Origin of the sequence: Isoptericola sp. b515, assembly GCF_030588125.1 — a bacterium.
Taxonomy (GTDB): Bacteria; Actinomycetota; Actinomycetes; order Actinomycetales; family Cellulomonadaceae; genus Isoptericola; species Isoptericola sediminis.
In genome coordinates this window covers 318,003-332,615 of record NZ_JAUQYR010000001.1, presented here as the reverse complement: position 1 = coordinate 332,615, position 14,613 = coordinate 318,003, and the positions used below count along the sequence as shown (strand labels likewise).

The 14,613-nt window shown below is 72.0% G+C and carries 13 protein-coding genes; all 13 read left to right on the top strand.

Annotated elements, in window-relative coordinates; genetic code table 11:
• The first annotated feature begins 165 nt into the window (after positions 1 to 165).
• The 13 genes from Q6350_RS01500 (at position 166) to nuoL (ending at position 14,605) form a co-directional block, all read left to right on the top strand.
• Complete coding sequence (locus Q6350_RS01500; RefSeq protein WP_171246003.1) at positions 166 to 1,479, top strand: geranylgeranyl reductase family protein; 1,314 nt, start codon at positions 166 to 168, stop codon at positions 1,477 to 1,479.
• A gap of 138 nt (positions 1,480 to 1,617) precedes the next feature.
• Complete coding sequence (locus Q6350_RS01495; protein ID WP_171246002.1) at positions 1,618 to 1,980, top strand: NADH-quinone oxidoreductase subunit A; 363 nt, start codon at positions 1,618 to 1,620, stop codon at positions 1,978 to 1,980.
• A 61-nt stretch (positions 1,981 to 2,041) separates the two neighbouring features.
• The gene (locus Q6350_RS01490; protein ID WP_171246001.1) at positions 2,042 to 2,593 is read left to right on the top strand and encodes an NADH-quinone oxidoreductase subunit B family protein; all 552 of its coding nucleotides are present in this window, start codon (positions 2,042 to 2,044) and stop codon (positions 2,591 to 2,593) included.
• Positions 2,590 to 3,336, top strand: coding sequence for an NADH-quinone oxidoreductase subunit C (locus tag Q6350_RS01485; protein WP_304606755.1), 747 nt, complete (start codon positions 2,590 to 2,592; stop codon positions 3,334 to 3,336). The genes Q6350_RS01490 and Q6350_RS01485 overlap by 4 nt, the downstream gene beginning before the upstream one ends.
• Positions 3,333 to 4,694: an NADH-quinone oxidoreductase subunit D gene (locus tag Q6350_RS01480; protein WP_304602549.1), complete on the top strand. Its 1,362-nt coding sequence runs from the start codon at positions 3,333 to 3,335 to the stop codon at positions 4,692 to 4,694. The genes Q6350_RS01485 and Q6350_RS01480 overlap by 4 nt, the downstream gene beginning before the upstream one ends.
• The gene (nuoE, locus tag Q6350_RS01475; protein ID WP_304602548.1) at positions 4,691 to 5,527 is read left to right on the top strand and encodes an NADH-quinone oxidoreductase subunit NuoE; all 837 of its coding nucleotides are present in this window, start codon (positions 4,691 to 4,693) and stop codon (positions 5,525 to 5,527) included. The genes Q6350_RS01480 and nuoE overlap by 4 nt, the downstream gene beginning before the upstream one ends.
• Positions 5,520 to 6,857 (top strand): NADH-quinone oxidoreductase subunit NuoF, encoded by a 1,338-nt coding sequence (nuoF, locus tag Q6350_RS01470; protein WP_305064813.1) that lies wholly within the window; start codon positions 5,520 to 5,522, stop codon positions 6,855 to 6,857. Before nuoE ends, nuoF begins: the two co-directional genes overlap by 8 nt.
• Positions 6,857 to 9,442: an NADH-quinone oxidoreductase subunit G gene (locus Q6350_RS01465; protein WP_305064811.1), complete on the top strand. Its 2,586-nt coding sequence runs from the start codon at positions 6,857 to 6,859 to the stop codon at positions 9,440 to 9,442. The genes nuoF and Q6350_RS01465 overlap by 1 nt, the downstream gene beginning before the upstream one ends.
• Positions 9,439 to 10,767 carry an NADH-quinone oxidoreductase subunit NuoH gene (gene nuoH, locus Q6350_RS01460; RefSeq protein WP_171245995.1) on the top strand — a complete coding sequence of 443 codons (1,329 nt, stop codon included), beginning with the start codon at positions 9,439 to 9,441 and terminating at the stop codon, positions 10,765 to 10,767. The genes Q6350_RS01465 and nuoH overlap by 4 nt, the downstream gene beginning before the upstream one ends.
• Positions 10,764 to 11,546, top strand: coding sequence for an NADH-quinone oxidoreductase subunit NuoI (nuoI, locus tag Q6350_RS01455; protein WP_304602544.1), 783 nt, complete (start codon positions 10,764 to 10,766; stop codon positions 11,544 to 11,546). The genes nuoH and nuoI overlap by 4 nt, the downstream gene beginning before the upstream one ends.
• Positions 11,543 to 12,367, top strand: coding sequence for an NADH-quinone oxidoreductase subunit J (locus Q6350_RS01450; protein ID WP_171245993.1), 825 nt, complete (start codon positions 11,543 to 11,545; stop codon positions 12,365 to 12,367). Before nuoI ends, Q6350_RS01450 begins: the two co-directional genes overlap by 4 nt.
• Positions 12,367 to 12,666, top strand: coding sequence for an NADH-quinone oxidoreductase subunit NuoK (gene nuoK, locus Q6350_RS01445; protein ID WP_171245992.1), 300 nt, complete (start codon positions 12,367 to 12,369; stop codon positions 12,664 to 12,666). Before Q6350_RS01450 ends, nuoK begins: the two co-directional genes overlap by 1 nt.
• Positions 12,667 to 12,682: 16 nt before the next feature.
• Positions 12,683 to 14,605 (top strand): NADH-quinone oxidoreductase subunit L, encoded by a 1,923-nt coding sequence (gene nuoL / locus Q6350_RS01440; protein ID WP_305064808.1) that lies wholly within the window; start codon positions 12,683 to 12,685, stop codon positions 14,603 to 14,605.
• Positions 14,606 to 14,613 lie beyond the last annotated feature (8 nt).

Sequence of the window (14,613 nt, the reverse complement as noted above, 5' to 3'; positions counted from 1 at the left end):
GTGGCGCCCTCCCGGGCCACCCCGTGACCGCCCCGGCGTCAACGAAGGGTTGCCTTCCTACACATCGGTCGCTGAACGTGGTTAGAGTGCACGCAGAACGTTGTGAGCGGGTTCACAAGTGGCCTCGGCGAGGGTGCCGAGGTCTCCTGCGGCGGGAGGTGAGCAGTGCGAGCGGTAGATCGTGACGACGCGGACGTGATCGTCGTCGGTGCAGGTCCCGCCGGGGCCGCGGCCGCGCACTGGTGCGCCGTCGCCGGCCTGGACGTGCTGCTCCTGGAGAAGTCCGCCTTCCCGCGCGACAAGATCTGCGGTGACGGCCTGACGCCGCGCGCCGTGGCCGAGCTCGCCCGCATGGGCGTCGACACCCGCGCCGAGGACGGCTGGATCCGCAACGAGGGGCTGCGCGTCGTCGCGGGCGGCCGCTCCTGGGAGCTGGCCTGGCCGGAGCTGACCACCTACCCGGGGTACGGGCTCGCCCGCTCCCGCATGACGCTCGACCACGGACTCGTCCAGCACGCGCAGGCCTCGGGCGCCAAGCTCCTCGAGCGCACCAAGGTCACCGGCCCGGAGACCGACGAGCGCACGGGCCGCGTGGTCGGGGTGCAGGCGCAGCCGCTGGACGCCCGCGGACGCGCCGACGGCGCCCCCCGCACCTACCGGGCGCCGGTCGTGGTGGCGGCCGACGGCGTCTCCTCCCGGTTCGCGACCGCGCTCGGGCTGACCCGGCGGGACGACCGGCCGATGGGGACGGCGGTGCGGACCTACTACCGCACCGAGGGCACGCCCCGGCACGCGGACCGCTTCATGGAGTCGCACCTCGAGCTGTGGGACGGCACCCCGGGCGCGTCGAACCTGCTGCCCGGCTACGGCTGGATCTTCGCCCTCGGCGACGGCACCGCGAACGTCGGGCTGGGTTCCGTGAGCTCCACCCCGGCGCGCCAGTCCGCCCAGGGGCACGACTACCGGGCCATGATGAAGGCCTGGACCGCCAACACCCCGCCGGAGTGGGGGTTCACCCCCGAGAACCAGATCGGGCCCGTCCGGGGCGCCGCGCTGCCGATGGGGTTCAACCGCAGCCCGATGTACCGCGACGGCACCGTCCTGGTCGGCGACGCCGCCGGGATGGTCAGCCCGTTCAACGGCGAGGGCATCGCCTACGCCCTGCAGGCCGGCCGCGTCGCCGCCGACGCGATCGCGCAGGCCCGCACGCGGCTGACCGACGACGCCCGCGAGCGCACCCTGGCCACCTACACCGACCGCATGCGCGACGACCTGGGCGGCTACTACACGCTGGGCCGCTGGTTCGTGCAGCTCATCGAGCACCCCGCGGTGATGCGGGCGTGCGTGAAGTACGGGCTGCCGCGACCGGTGGTCATGCAGTTCGTGCTCAAGCTGCTCTCGGACTGCTACGAGCCCCGCGGCGGCGACTGGATCGACCGGGTCATCGCCGGACTGACCAGGGTGGTCCCGGCGTCATGAGCGCGAGGAGCCCTCGCGCAGGGACGGCGAGGAACGAGACGTGCCGGAGCGGGGCACCGCACCGTTCGTGCGGGAGCGACCTGGCATGAGGCGCGTCGTGGCACGAGGAAGTGACACAGGCATGGGTGAGGAGAACCGATGAGCAACCCGTACGTCCCGGTGCTGGTCCTCATGGGGATCGCCGCCGTGCTGGCCCTCGGCGGGGTCGGTGCGAGCGCGGTGATCGGACCCCGCAAGTACAACCGGGCCAAGCTCGACGCCTACGAGTGCGGGATCGAGCCCACCCCGCACGCCACCGGGGGCGGTCGGCTCCCGATCAAGTACTACCTGGTGGCGATGACGTTCATCGTCTTCGACATCGAGGTCGTCTTCCTCTACCCGTGGGCGGTCGACTTCACGGTGCTGGCCGGCTTCGGGCTGGCGGCGATGCTCGTGTTCCTGGCCCTGATCACCGTGCCGTTCGTCTACGAGTGGCGGCGCGGCGGGTTCGACTGGGTCTGACGGGCAGTTCGGCAAGGGTGCCGGCGGTCGCCGGCACCGAGATCTCCGCGAAGGAGGAGTCATGGGTCTGGAGGAGTCCCCCTCGGGGTTCCTGCTGACGACGATCGAGGATCTCGCCGGCTACCTGCGCAAGGCGTCGGTGTGGCCGGTGACGTTCGGCCTGGCGTGCTGCGCCATCGAGATGATGGCGGCCGGCGCCTCGCGGTTCGACCTGTCGCGGTTCGGCATGGAGGTCTTCCGGGCCTCGCCGCGCCAGGCGGACCTGATGATCGTGGCGGGCCGTGTCAGCCAGAAGATGGCGCCCGTCGTGCGGCAGGTCTACGACCAGATGAGCGAGCCCAAGTGGGTGCTCTCCATGGGCGTGTGCGCCTCCAGCGGCGGCATGTTCAACAACTACGCGATCGTGCAGGGCGTCGACCACGTGCTCCCCGTGGACATCTACCTGCCCGGCTGCCCGCCCCGCCCGGAGATGCTCATCAACGCGATCCTCGCGCTGCACCAGCAGATCCAGGACTCCCCGATGGGCGTCAACCGCGTCGAGGCGGCGAAGGCCGCCGAGGCCGCGGCCCTCGAGGCGACGCCGACCTCCCAGATGCCGGGACTGCTGCGATGAGCGAGCACTCCGGCGAGGTCGAGCGCCGGCAGCAGGGACCGACGGCCGAGGTCGTCCGCGAGACCACCGGCATGTTCGGGGTGCAGGGCACCGGGGACACGTCCGGCTACGGCGGGCTGACCCGCACGGTGACGATGCCGGCCGCGGCGTCGCGCCCGTACGGCGGGTGGTTCGACGAGGTCGTGGACGTGCTGGCCGAGGTGCTCGGCGAGGCGGACGTGCCCTTCGCCGACGCGGTCGAACGGGTGGTGATCACCGACCCGCGGCGGACCGCCGAGGGAGAGGGCCCGAGCCGGGACGCCGAGATGACGCTGTACGTCGCCCGCGAGCACCTGATGGCGGTCTGCCGGGCGCTGCGCGACGACCAGGACCTGCGCTTCGAGCTGTCCCTGGGCGTCTCGGGCGTCCACTACCCGGATGACGTCGGCCGCGAGCTGCACGCCGTCTACCACCTCACCTCCGTGACGCACGGCCGGCGCCTGCGGCTGGAGGTCACCTGCCCCGACGACGACCCGCACCTGCCGTCGACGACGACGGTCTACCCGGCCAACGACTGGCACGAGCGCGAGACGTGGGACTTCTTCGGGATCGTCTTCGAGGGCCACCCCGCGCTGGCCCGGATCGAGATGCCCGACGACTGGCCGGGTCACCCGCAGCGCAAGGACTACCCGCTCGGCGGCATCCCCGTGGAGTACAAGGGCGCCACGGTGCCACCGCCGAACGTCCGGAGGGAGTACTCATGACGGCCCCGGCGCACGACGTGCCGCACTCGGTGCACTCGACCGGACCCGCGGCCGAGGACTACGGACCCGGTGTCGCCGGTTTCGAGGCCTCGGGCGGCGACTGGGACGAGATCGCCCGCGAGGCGATCGGCGAGGAACGCATCGTCGTCAACATGGGTCCCCAGCACCCCTCCACGCACGGCGTGCTGCGCCTGATGCTGGAGATCGACGGCGAGACGGTGACCGAGGCCCGGTGCGGGATCGGCTACCTGCACACCGGCATCGAGAAGAACATGGAGTACCGCACCTGGACGCAGGGCACCACGTTCTGCACCCGGATGGACTACCTGGCGCCGCTCTTCCAGGAGGCGGCCTACTGCCTGGGGACCGAACGGCTGCTCGGCATCACCGACGACGTGCCCGAGCGGGCCAGCGTGATCCGCGTGCTGATGATGGAGCTCAACCGGGTCGCCTCCCACCTGGTCTGCCTGGGCACGGGCGGCAACGAGATGGGCGCCACGACGATCATGACCCTCGGGTTCACCGCCCGGGAGGAGATCCTGCGCCTGTTCGAGGCGGTCACCGGCCTGCGGATGAACCACGCGTACATCCGGCCCGGCGGCGTCGCCCAGGACGTGCCCGAGGACTTCACCGAGAACGTCCGCTCCCTGCTGCCGAGCCTGCGCAAGTACATCGGGATGCTGGGCGACCTGATGCTCGCGAACCCGATCTTCAAGTCCCGGCTGCAGGGCGTGGGCGTGCTGAACCTGTCCGGTGCCTTCGCCCTCGGCGTCACCGGCCCGGTCCTGCGGTCGGCCGGGCACCCGTACGACGTGCGCAAGGCGTTCCCGTACAGCGGGTACGAGGACTACGACTTCGACGTCCCCACGGACACGGCCGCCGACTGCTACGCCCGCGTCGTGCTGCGGATCGAGGAGTGCTACCAGTCGCTGAAGATCGTCGAGCAGTGCCTGGCACGGCTCGACGACACCGCCGGGGCACCGGTGATGGTGGCGGACAAGAAGATCGCCTGGCCCGCCCAGCTGGCCGTCGGCTCCGACGGCCAGGGCAACTCCCTGGACCACATCCGCAAGATCATGGGCACCTCCATGGAGGCCCTCATCCACCACTTCAAGCTGGTGACCGAGGGCTTCGGGGTGCCGGCCGGGCAGGCGTGGCAGACGGTCGAGCACCCGCGCGGCGAGCTCGGCGTCCACGTGGTGTCCGACGGCGGCACGCGCCCCTACCGGGCGCACTTCCGCGACCCGTCGTTCAACAACCTCCAGGCCGTGTCGGTGATGTGCGAGGGCGGCCAGGTGGCCGACGTCGTCGTCGCCGTCGCGTCCCTGGACCCGGTGCTGGGAGGGGTGGACCGATGACGGCCGAACCGGTGGGCGCACGCTCGCGCACGGGGTACGACGCCGAGACGCTGGCCGCGCTCGAGGCCGACGCGGAGACGATCAAGGCCCGCTACCCGGACCCGCGGTCCGGACTGTTGCCGCTGCTGCACCTGGTGCAGTCCGTCGACGGCTACGTCAGCCGCGACGGCATCGTCTTCTGCGCCGAGCAGCTCGGCATGACCGCGGCCGAGGTCTCGGCGGTGGCGACCTTCTACACCCAGTACAAGCGCCGCCCCAACGGCGAGTACACCGTCGGGGTGTGCACGAACACGCTGTGCGCCGTGATGGGCGGGGACGCGATCTTCGACCGGCTCAGCCAGCACCTGGACGTCGGGCACGACGAGACGACGCCGGACGGCTCCGTCACGCTGGAGCGCGTCGAGTGCAACGCCGCCTGCGACTACGCCCCCGTGGTGATGGTCAACTGGGAGTTCTTCGACAACCAGACCCCGGAGTCGGCCGCCGAGCTGACCGACCGGCTGCGCGCCGGCGAGCAGGTCACCCCGACGCGCGGGGCGGACTCGGTCTGCTCCTTCAAGAAGATGAGCCGGGTCCTGGCCGGCTTCGACGACGGCCGCGCCGACGAGGGCGTCGGCGCCGGCGGCCCGACCCTCGAGGGCCTGCGGATCGCCCGCGAGCGCGGCTGGACCGCACCGGGCACCGACCAGCGCGAGATCTCCGGCACGCCGCGTGCCGAGGTGCCGCCGGAGACCGGCACCGGACAGTCCAGCGCCGAGCGCAAGCCGACGACGCCGTCGGACGACACGGGTCCCGCCGGGCCGGCCGACGCGAAGGAGGGTGACGATGACTGACACGTTGACGCCGGTCCTGACCGACACCTGGGACGCGGAGGGCTCGTGGAAGCTCGCCACCTACGAGGCGGCGGGCGGCTACACGGGGCTGCGCACGGCGCTGGCCCGGGACCCCGCGGACCTCGTCCAGCTCGTCAAGGACTCCGGGCTGCGCGGTCGTGGCGGCGCCGGGTTCCCCGCCGGGATGAAGTGGGGGTTCCTGCCCCCGCCCGACGGCGGCCCCCGCTACCTGGTGGTCAACGCCGACGAGTCGGAGCCGGGCACCTGCAAGGACATCCCGCTCATGCTGGCCAGCCCGCAGCACCTGGTCGAGGGGGTGGCGATCACCAGCTACGCGATCGGCTGCCACCACGCCTTCATCTACGTGCGCGGCGAGGTGCTGCACGTGTACCGCCGGCTGCTCGCTGCCGTGCGCGAGGCCTACGACGCCGGCCACCTGGGGAAGAACATCCACGGGTCCGGCTTCGACCTCGAGGTGACCGTGCACGCCGGGGCCGGGGCCTACATCTGCGGCGAGGAGACGGCGCTGCTGGACTCGCTCGAGGGCCGTCGCGGTCAGCCGCGGCTCAAGCCGCCGTTCCCCGCCGTCGCGGGGCTGTACGCCCGGCCCACCGTGGTGAACAACGTCGAGTCCATCGCCTCCGTCCCGGGCATCGTCGCCCACGGAGCCGACTGGTTCTCGTCGATGGGCACCGAGAAGTCGACCGGGCACGGGCTGTTCTCCCTGTCGGGCCACGTGACCCGGCCCGGGCAGTTCGAGGCACCGCTGGGCATCACCCTGCGCGAGCTGCTCGACCTGGCCGGCGGGGTCCGCGAGGGCCACGAGCTGAAGTTCTGGACGCCGGGCGGGTCCTCGACGCCGCTGTTCACCGCCGAGCACCTGGACGTCCCGCTGGACTACGAGTCCGTGGGGGCCGCCGGGTCGATGCTCGGCACCCGCGCGCTGCAGATCTTCGACGAGACGACCTGCGTGGTGCGGGCGGTGAGCCGCTGGACCGACTTCTACGCCCACGAGTCCTGCGGCAAGTGCACCCCGTGCCGCGAGGGCACGTACTGGCTCAAGCAGATCCTGCACCGCATCGAGGCCGGCGCGGGGGAGGCCGGGGACATCGAGGTGCTGCTGGACCTGTGCGACAACATCCTCGGCCGGGCGTTCTGCGCCCTGGGCGACGGAGCGACCTCGCCGATCACCTCGTCCATCGAGTACTTCCGCGACGAGTACGAGGCGCACCTCGACGGGCGCGGGTGCCCGTTCGACCCCGCCCGCTCCACGCTGTTCGACGACACGCCCCAGGCGCCGCCGGCGCTCGCGGGTGCAGGAGGCCACTGATGACCGCGACCACGGACCGGCACACCGACCAGCCGGTGGAGACGGTGACCTGCACGATCGACGAGGTCGAGGTCACCGTGCCCAAGGGCACGCTGGTGATCCGCGCCGCCGAGCAGGTCGGCATCGAGATCCCCCGGTTCTGCGACCATCCGCTGCTGGAGCCCGCGGGGGCCTGCCGGCAGTGCCTGGTCGAGGTGGAGATGCCCGACCGCGAGGGCAACCTGCGGCCGATGCCCAAGCCGCAGGCCTCGTGCACGATGACGGTCGTGCCGGGCATGGTGGTGCGCACCCAGCGCACGTCCGCGGTCGCGGACAAGGCCCAGCAGGGGGTCATGGAGCTGCTGCTCATGAACCACCCGCTGGACTGCCCCGTGTGCGACAAGGGCGGTGAGTGCCCGCTGCAGAACCAGGCGATGAGCCACGGCCGGGCGGACTCGCGCTTCACCGACGTCAAGCGGACCTTCCCCAAGCCGATCCAGGTGTCCACGCAGATCTTGCTCGACCGGGAGCGCTGCGTGCTCTGCCAGCGGTGCACGCGGTTCAGCGAGGAGATCGCCGGCGACGTCTTCATCGACCTGCAGGAGCGCGGCGCCCACCAGCAGATCGGGCGCTTCGACGAGGACGTGCTCGACTTCGCCCCGCCGTGCGGCCAGCACCGGGCCGAGACCGCCGTGGACGTCCCGCAGGGTGTCGCCCTGCCCGACGCCTCGGGGCAGCCGTTCGCCTCCTACTTCTCCGGCAACACGGTACAGATCTGCCCGGTGGGTGCCCTCACGGGGGCGCGGTACCGGTTCCGGTCGCGTCCCTTCGACCTCGTGTCCACCCCCGGCATCGCCGAGCACGACGCCTGCGGCTCGGCGATCCGCGTCGACCACCGCCGCGGCTCGGTGATGCGCCGGCTGGCCGGCGACGACCCGGCGGTCAACGAGGAGTGGATCACGGACAAGGACCGGTTCGCGTTCACCTGGCAGGACGCGCCGGACCGTCTGACCACCCCGCTGGTCCGCGAGGACGGCGCGCTGCGCCCCGCCTCGTGGGTGGAGGCCCTCGAGGTCGCCGCCCGGGGACTGGCCGCGGCCCGCGACGACGGCGGGGTCGGCGTGCTGCCGGGCGGCCGTCTCACCGTGGAGGACGCCTTCGCCTGGTCCCGTTTCGCGCGCACGGTGCTGCGCACGGACGACGTCGACCAGCGCGTCCGCGTGCACTCGGTGGAGGAGGCGGACTTCCTCGCCCACGCCGTGGCCGGCACCGGCGTCGGCGTGACCTTCGGTGACCTGGAGGCGGCACCGGCGGTGCTGCTCGCCGGGCTGGAGGCCGAGGAGGAGGCCGGCGTCACGTTCCTGCGGCTGCGCAAGGGCGTCAGGAAGGGGACCCGCGTGTTCTCGGTCGCGCCCTTCACGAGCCGGGGCCTGTCCCGGCTCGACGGCACGCTGCTGCCGGCCGCCCCGGGCACGGAGGCCGAGTGGCTCGGCGCCGTCGCCCGGCAGGCCTCCGGGAGCACCAGCCGGGCCGACTCCGACGACACGCGCGTCCTGGAGGCCGCCGAGGCGCTGGCCCGACCGGGCGCGGTGCTCCTGGTCGGCGAGCGCCTGGCCGGGTCGCCCGGTGCCTACGCCGCCGCCCTGGAGCTGGCGGAGACCACGGGTGCACGGCTGGCCTGGATCCCGCGCCGCGCCGGGGAGCGCGGTGGCGTGGAGGCCGGTCTGCTGCCGGGCCTGCTGCCCGGCGGACGGCCGCTGGAGGACCGCACGGCCCGCGCCGAGGTCGCCGCCACCTGGGGCGTCTCCGTGGACGACCTGCCCGCCACCCGCGGTCTGGACACCGCCGGGATCCTCGACGCCCTGAGCGTGGGGCAGCTCGCCGGGGCCCTGGTCGGCGGTGTCGAGATCGCCGACCTGCCCGACCCGGAGCACGCCCGCCGTGCCCTGGCCACCGCCGGGTTCGTGGTCTCCCTCGAGGTGCGCCGCAGCGAGGCCACCGAGCTGGCCGACGTCGTGCTGCCGGTGGCCCCGCCGGTCGAACGCGGCGGGTCCTACTGGAACTGGGAGGGCCGCGTCCGGTCCTTCGGCCAGGCCCTGGAGTCCACGGCGATGCCGGACCACCGGGTGCTGCACGAGCTCGCGACGCTGCTCGACCACGACCTGCAGTCGGCCGAGCCGGTGCGGGCCCACCGTTCGATCGCCGCGCTGCGCTCCTGGGACGGACCGCGGGCGCACCCGCCGCAGCACGCCACCGACGACCCGCCCGGCGTCCCGCCGGGGTCCGCGGTGCTCGCGAGCTGGCGGCTGCTCCTGGACGACGGCTCGATGCAGGACGGCGAGGAGTTCCTGGCCGGCACCGCCAAGACGCCGGTGGCCCGGATGAGCGCCGCGACCGCGGCCGGGGTCGACGTCTTCGACGGCGACCAGGTCACGGTCTCCACGGAACGCGGGGCGATCACCGTGCCGGTGGCGATCACCGACATGGTCGACCACGTGGTGTGGCTGCCCCTGGCGTCCCGCGGCTGCCGTGTGCACGACACCCTCGGGGTCTCCCCGGGCCGCCAGGTCCGGGTCGCCCCGGCCGAGAAGGGAGTCCAGGCATGATCCCCGGCGTCGCCGCCGACTTCAGTGCCGACACGATCTGGGTCTCGGTCGTCAAGGCCGTGCTCATCGTCGTCTTCCTGCTGACCAGCGTGCTGTTCGCGATCTGGTTCGAGCGCAAGCTCGTGGCCCGGATGCAGCTGCGGCCGGGCCCGAACTGGCACGGTCCGTTCGGTCTGCTGCAGTCGCTCGCGGACGCGATGAAGCTGCTGCTCAAGGAGGACGTGACGGTCACCAACGCCGACCGCCGCGTCTACCTGCTGGCCCCGATGATCTCGGTGTTCTGCTCGCTGCTCGTCTTCGCCGTGATCCCGTTCGGCCCGTCGGTGACCATCCCGTTCACGGACTTCACCACCCCCGCCCAGCTCACCGACTTCCCGGTGGCCGTGCTGTACATCCTGGCCTGTGCCTCGATCGGCGTGTACGGCATCGTGCTGGGCGGCTGGTCGTCGGGCTCGACGTACCCGCTGCTGGGGTCGGTGCGCTCCACCGCCCAGGTGATCAGCTACGAGCTGGCGATGGGGCTGAGCCTGGTCAGCGTGTTCATCATGGCCGGCTCGATGTCGACGTCGTCCATCGTGGAGTCCCAGACGAGCCTGTGGTGGTTCATCCCGCTGGCCCCCGCGTTCGTCATCTTCCTCATCTCGATGGTGGGCGAGACCAACCGGCTGCCGTTCGACCTGCCGGAGGCCGAGGGCGAGCTCGTCGGCGGGTACATGACCGAGTACTCCTCGATGAAGTTCGCGTGGTTCTTCCTCGCGGAGTACATCGCGATGCTCAACGTCTCCGCGGTCGCCACGACGCTGTTCCTCGGCGGGTGGCGCGCCCCGTGGCCGCTATCGCTGGTGGGTGACGGGGTGCTCAACACCGGCTGGTGGCCCCTGTTGTGGTTCCTGGCCAAGGTGTGGCTGCTGATGTTCCTCTTCGTCTGGGTGCGCGGCACGCTGCTGCGGCTGCGCTACGACCAGTTCATGGTCTTCGGCTGGAAGGTCCTCATCCCGTTCGCGCTGGCCTGGGTCGTGATCCTCGGGGTCTTCCAGTGGGCGGGCCTGGCCGGTGTGACGCAGACCCAGATGATCGTCGGGATCCTCGTGGCCCTCGCCGTCGTGATGGCGGTGCTGTGGCTGTGGCCCGAGAAGAAGCCGACCGGCGCCGAGGCGACGACCGACGGCGAGGGCGGGTTCGACGCCTTCGCCGGCGGCTACCCCGTCCCGCCCGTCCCCGGCCAGACCCTGCCGCCCTCACCGCGGGCGCGGCGCACGGTGCCGCCCGCCGAGGACGCCGAGACCCGCACCGCGACCGCTGTCGACGACGAGGAGACGCGATGAGCGACCAGCCCTACGAGCCGTTGCGCCCGAAGAAGGGACCCCTCGGTGAGCTGTTCGCTCCCGTGGCCGGCTTCGGCGTGACGTTCTCGTCGATGTTCAAGCCGACCGTCACCGAGCAGTACCCCCGCAAGAAGACGCCGCCGCAGACGCGGTACCACGGGCGCCACCAGCTCAACCGGTACGCGGACGGGCTCGAGAAGTGCATCGGCTGCGAGCTGTGCGCCTGGGCGTGCCCCGCCGACGCGATCTACGTCGAGGGCGCGGACAACGCCGACGCGGTGGACGGTGCCCCCGAGGCGCACATGAGCCCGGGTGAGCGGTACGGCCGCGTCTACCAGATCAACTACCTGCGCTGCATCTTCTGCGGGTTGTGCATCGAGGCGTGCCCGACGCGGGCGCTGACGATGGGCCCCGACTACGAGCTCGCCGGGCCGACGCGGGAGGGCCTGATCTACGAGAAGCAGGACCTGCTGGCACCGCTGGCCGAGGGGATGCTCGCCGCCCCGCACCCGATGGCGGAGGGCACCACGGACACCGAGTACTACCGCGGCGAGGTCACCGCACCGACCGCGGAGCAGGTGGACTGGGTGCGCGAGCACCGCCCGGACGACCCGACGCTGGACGCCGCGTCCGCCGTCGTGGCCGGCGACGCCCCGCCCCCGGTCCCGGACACCCACCACCTGCGGCCCGACCAGGACCGTGCCGAGGCGACCCGTGCCGCGGCGACGCAGTCCAGCCTGGACCACCGCCCCGTGCAGACCGAGGAGGCCCGGCCATGACCGTGTCCGGCGGCGAGACCGTCCTGTTCTGGGTGCTGGCCCCGCTCATGGTGCTCGCGGCCTCCGGGCTGCTGGTCGTGCGGCGGGCCGTGCACGCGGCCGTGTGCGTCGTGTTCGTCATGATCTCCCTGGCCGTGCTCTACGTGGCCCAGGAGGCGCCGTTCCTCGGCGTCGTCCAGGTCGTGGTGTACACCGGCGCGGTGATGATGCTGTTCCTCTTCGTGCTGATGCTCGTCGGGGTGGACGCGGCCGACTCGCTGACCGAGACCATCCGGGGTCAGCGCTGGGTCGGCCTGCTGCTCGGACTGGGGCTGGCGTCCGTGCTCGGCGGCGTCATCGCCCGGTCGACGTTCCCGCCGCCGCGGGGCCTGGCGGAGACCGGCGGGGTGACCAACCCGGTCGCGCTCGCCCGCGTCGTGATGGAGCACTACGTCGTGGCCATGGAGGTCGTCGGCATCCTGCTCGTCACCGCGGCCGTCGCCGGACTGGTGCTGACCCACCGCCGCCGCCTGGGAGCGAAGCCGACGCAGCGCGCGCTGGCCGAGGCCAAGATCGCGGCGCTGCCCACCGGCCGCCACCTGAGCCCGCTGCCGGCGCCCGGCGTGTACGCGCAGAACAACGCGATGGACACCCCGGCTCTCGACCACACCGGCCGGCCGCTGGAGCACTCGGTGCCGCGGGTGCTGCGCATCCGCGGTCAGCAGCGCGAGGCCGCCGAGCTCCTCACCGCCGAGGAGACGCTGGTGCACCGCGAGCTGGACGTCCCCGACGACCCGGTGCCGAGCGTCGGACCGGACAGCAGCGAGGGGGAGACCCGCTGATGGAGCTGACGAACTACCTCTACCTGTCGGTCGTGCTCTTCGCGCTCGGCGCGACGACGGTGCTGCTGCGCCGCAACACGATCGTGGTGTTCATGGGGATCGAGCTCATGCTCAACGCCACGAACCTCGCGCTGGTCACCTTCGCGCGGATGCACGGCGACGTCACCGGCCAGGTCCTGGCCTTCTTCGTCATGGTCGTCGCCGCCGCCGAGGTCGTGGTCGGGCTGGCGATCATCGTGACGATCTTCCGTGCCCGCCGGTCGGCCTCGGTCGACGACGTCAACCTGCTCAAGAGCTAGGAAGGCCACGACTTCGATGACGACGCAGACGCTCTCCCTCGCCCCGTGGCTGGTCGCGACCCCCTTGATCGGCGCGGCGCTGCTGCTCCTGATCGGGCGCCGCGGCGACCGGTGGGGTCACTGGCTCGGTGTGCTGGCCTCGACGGCGACGTTCGTGATCGGCCTGGTCATCCTGCTCGACATGCTCGGCGTCGACGCCGAGCAGCGGGTGGCGACCTCCTCGGTCGGTACCTGGATCGACGCCGGGCCCCTGACGGTCGACCTCGGGTTCCAGCTCGACCCGCTGTCCATGACGTTCGTGATGCTGGTGACGTTCGTGGGCACGCTGATCCACGTCTACTCCGTGGCCTACATGTCGCACGACCACGACCGGCGGCGGTTCTTCGCCTACCTCAACCTGTTCGTCGCGGCGATGCTGCTGCTGGTGCTCGCGGACAACTACCTGCTGCTGTTCGTCGGCTGGGAGGGCGTGGGCCTGGCCTCGTACCTGCTCATCGGGTTCTGGGACCACCACCTGCCCAACGCGGTGGCCGGCAAGAAGGCGTTCCTCATGAACCGGGTCGGCGACATGGGCCTCATCGTGGCGATGATGCTCATGCTGGCCACGTTCGGTGCCCTCGACTTCGGCACGGTGCTGGGTTCGGCCGACGCCGCCGACCAGGCGCTGAACACCGCGATCGGGCTGATGCTGCTGCTGGCGGCCTGCGGCAAGTCGGCACAGCTGCCGCTGCAGGCCTGGCTCGGGGACGCGATGGCCGGTCCGACCCCGGTCTCGGCACTCATCCACGCGGCCACGATGGTCACCGCCGGCGTCTACCTGCTGGTGCGCTCCGGCCCGCTGCTCGAGGCGGCGCCCGACGCCCAGCTCGTCATCGCGATCGTCGGTGCGCTGACGCTGCTGTTCGGTGCGGTCGTCGGTTGCGCCAAGGACGACATCAAGAAGGCGCTCGCCGCGTCGACGATGTCCCAGATCGGCTACATGATGCTGGCGGCCGGGCTCGGCCCGATCGGGTACGCGTTCGCGATCTTCCACCTGGTCACCCACGGCTTCTTCAAGGCCGGGCTGTTCCTGGGCGCGGGCTCGGTGATGCACGGCATGGACGACGACGTCGACATGCGCCGCTTCGGCGGGCTCTGGCGCCTGCTGCCGGTCACGTGGATCACGATGGGCTTCGGCTGGCTGGCGATCCTCGGCGTCCCGCCGTTCTCGGGGTTCTGGTCCAAGGACAAGATCATCGAGGCCGCGTTCGTCGGCGAGGGCTGGCGTCCCTGGGTGTTCGGCACGGTGGCGCTCGTCGGCGCCGGCATCACGGCCTACTACATGTCGCGGCTGTTCTTCATGACGTTCGCGGGACGTCGGCGCTGGAGCGCGGACGGTGCGGACGGCACGGTCGAGCGGCACCCGCACGAGTCGCCGCTGCTGATGACGGTGCCCATGGTCGTCCTGGCGCTCGGTTCGGTGGGGCTCGGCTGGGTGCTCGCCGCCGGTGACGGGTTCGTCCACTGGCTCGAACCGGTCACGGGGCACGCCGAGCACGACGAACCCGTGCTCGCGGTGCCGGTCATCATCGGGCTGACGCTCACCCTGGTCGTGGTGGGTGCGGCCCTGGCCTGGGTGCAGTACGCCACCCGCGCGGTGCCGACGACGGCGCCGCCCGCGCCGGCCCTGGTCCGGGCGGCCCGGGTGGACCTCCACCAGGACGACGTGAACGAGACCCTCGTGATGCGTCCGGGGCAGTACCTGACGCGGTCGATGGTCTTCGCCGACCGGACCGCGGTGGACGCCGGCTGGCTGGGGCTGGCCGGAGGTGTCGGCCGGCTCGGGAGCTGGTTGCGGGGCTGGCAGTCGGGGTACGCGCGGCAGTACGCCGCGATCACCCTGGGCGGCCTCGGTGTGATCGTGCTCGTGATCTGGCTCGTGGCGACGACGGCGGGCTGAGGCGTGGA

Coding starts and splice junctions, on each gene's coding strand:
- Q6350_RS01480 (WP_304602549.1), top strand. CDS start 3,333: ATGACGGCCCCGGCGCACGACGTGCCGCACTCGGTGCACTCGACCGGA.
- Q6350_RS01495 (WP_171246002.1), top strand. CDS start 1,618: ATGAGCAACCCGTACGTCCCGGTGCTGGTCCTCATGGGGATCGCCGCC.
- Q6350_RS01450 (WP_171245993.1), top strand. CDS start 11,543: ATGACCGTGTCCGGCGGCGAGACCGTCCTGTTCTGGGTGCTGGCCCCG.
- Q6350_RS01465 (WP_305064811.1), top strand. CDS start 6,857: ATGACCGCGACCACGGACCGGCACACCGACCAGCCGGTGGAGACGGTG.
- nuoL (WP_305064808.1), top strand. CDS start 12,683: ATGACGACGCAGACGCTCTCCCTCGCCCCGTGGCTGGTCGCGACCCCC.
- nuoF (WP_305064813.1), top strand. CDS start 5,520: ATGACTGACACGTTGACGCCGGTCCTGACCGACACCTGGGACGCGGAG.
- Q6350_RS01485 (WP_304606755.1), top strand. CDS start 2,590: ATGAGCGAGCACTCCGGCGAGGTCGAGCGCCGGCAGCAGGGACCGACG.
- nuoE (WP_304602548.1), top strand. CDS start 4,691: ATGACGGCCGAACCGGTGGGCGCACGCTCGCGCACGGGGTACGACGCC.
- nuoK (WP_171245992.1), top strand. CDS start 12,367: ATGGAGCTGACGAACTACCTCTACCTGTCGGTCGTGCTCTTCGCGCTC.
- Q6350_RS01490 (WP_171246001.1), top strand. CDS start 2,042: ATGGGTCTGGAGGAGTCCCCCTCGGGGTTCCTGCTGACGACGATCGAG.
- nuoH (WP_171245995.1), top strand. CDS start 9,439: ATGATCCCCGGCGTCGCCGCCGACTTCAGTGCCGACACGATCTGGGTC.
- nuoI (WP_304602544.1), top strand. CDS start 10,764: ATGAGCGACCAGCCCTACGAGCCGTTGCGCCCGAAGAAGGGACCCCTC.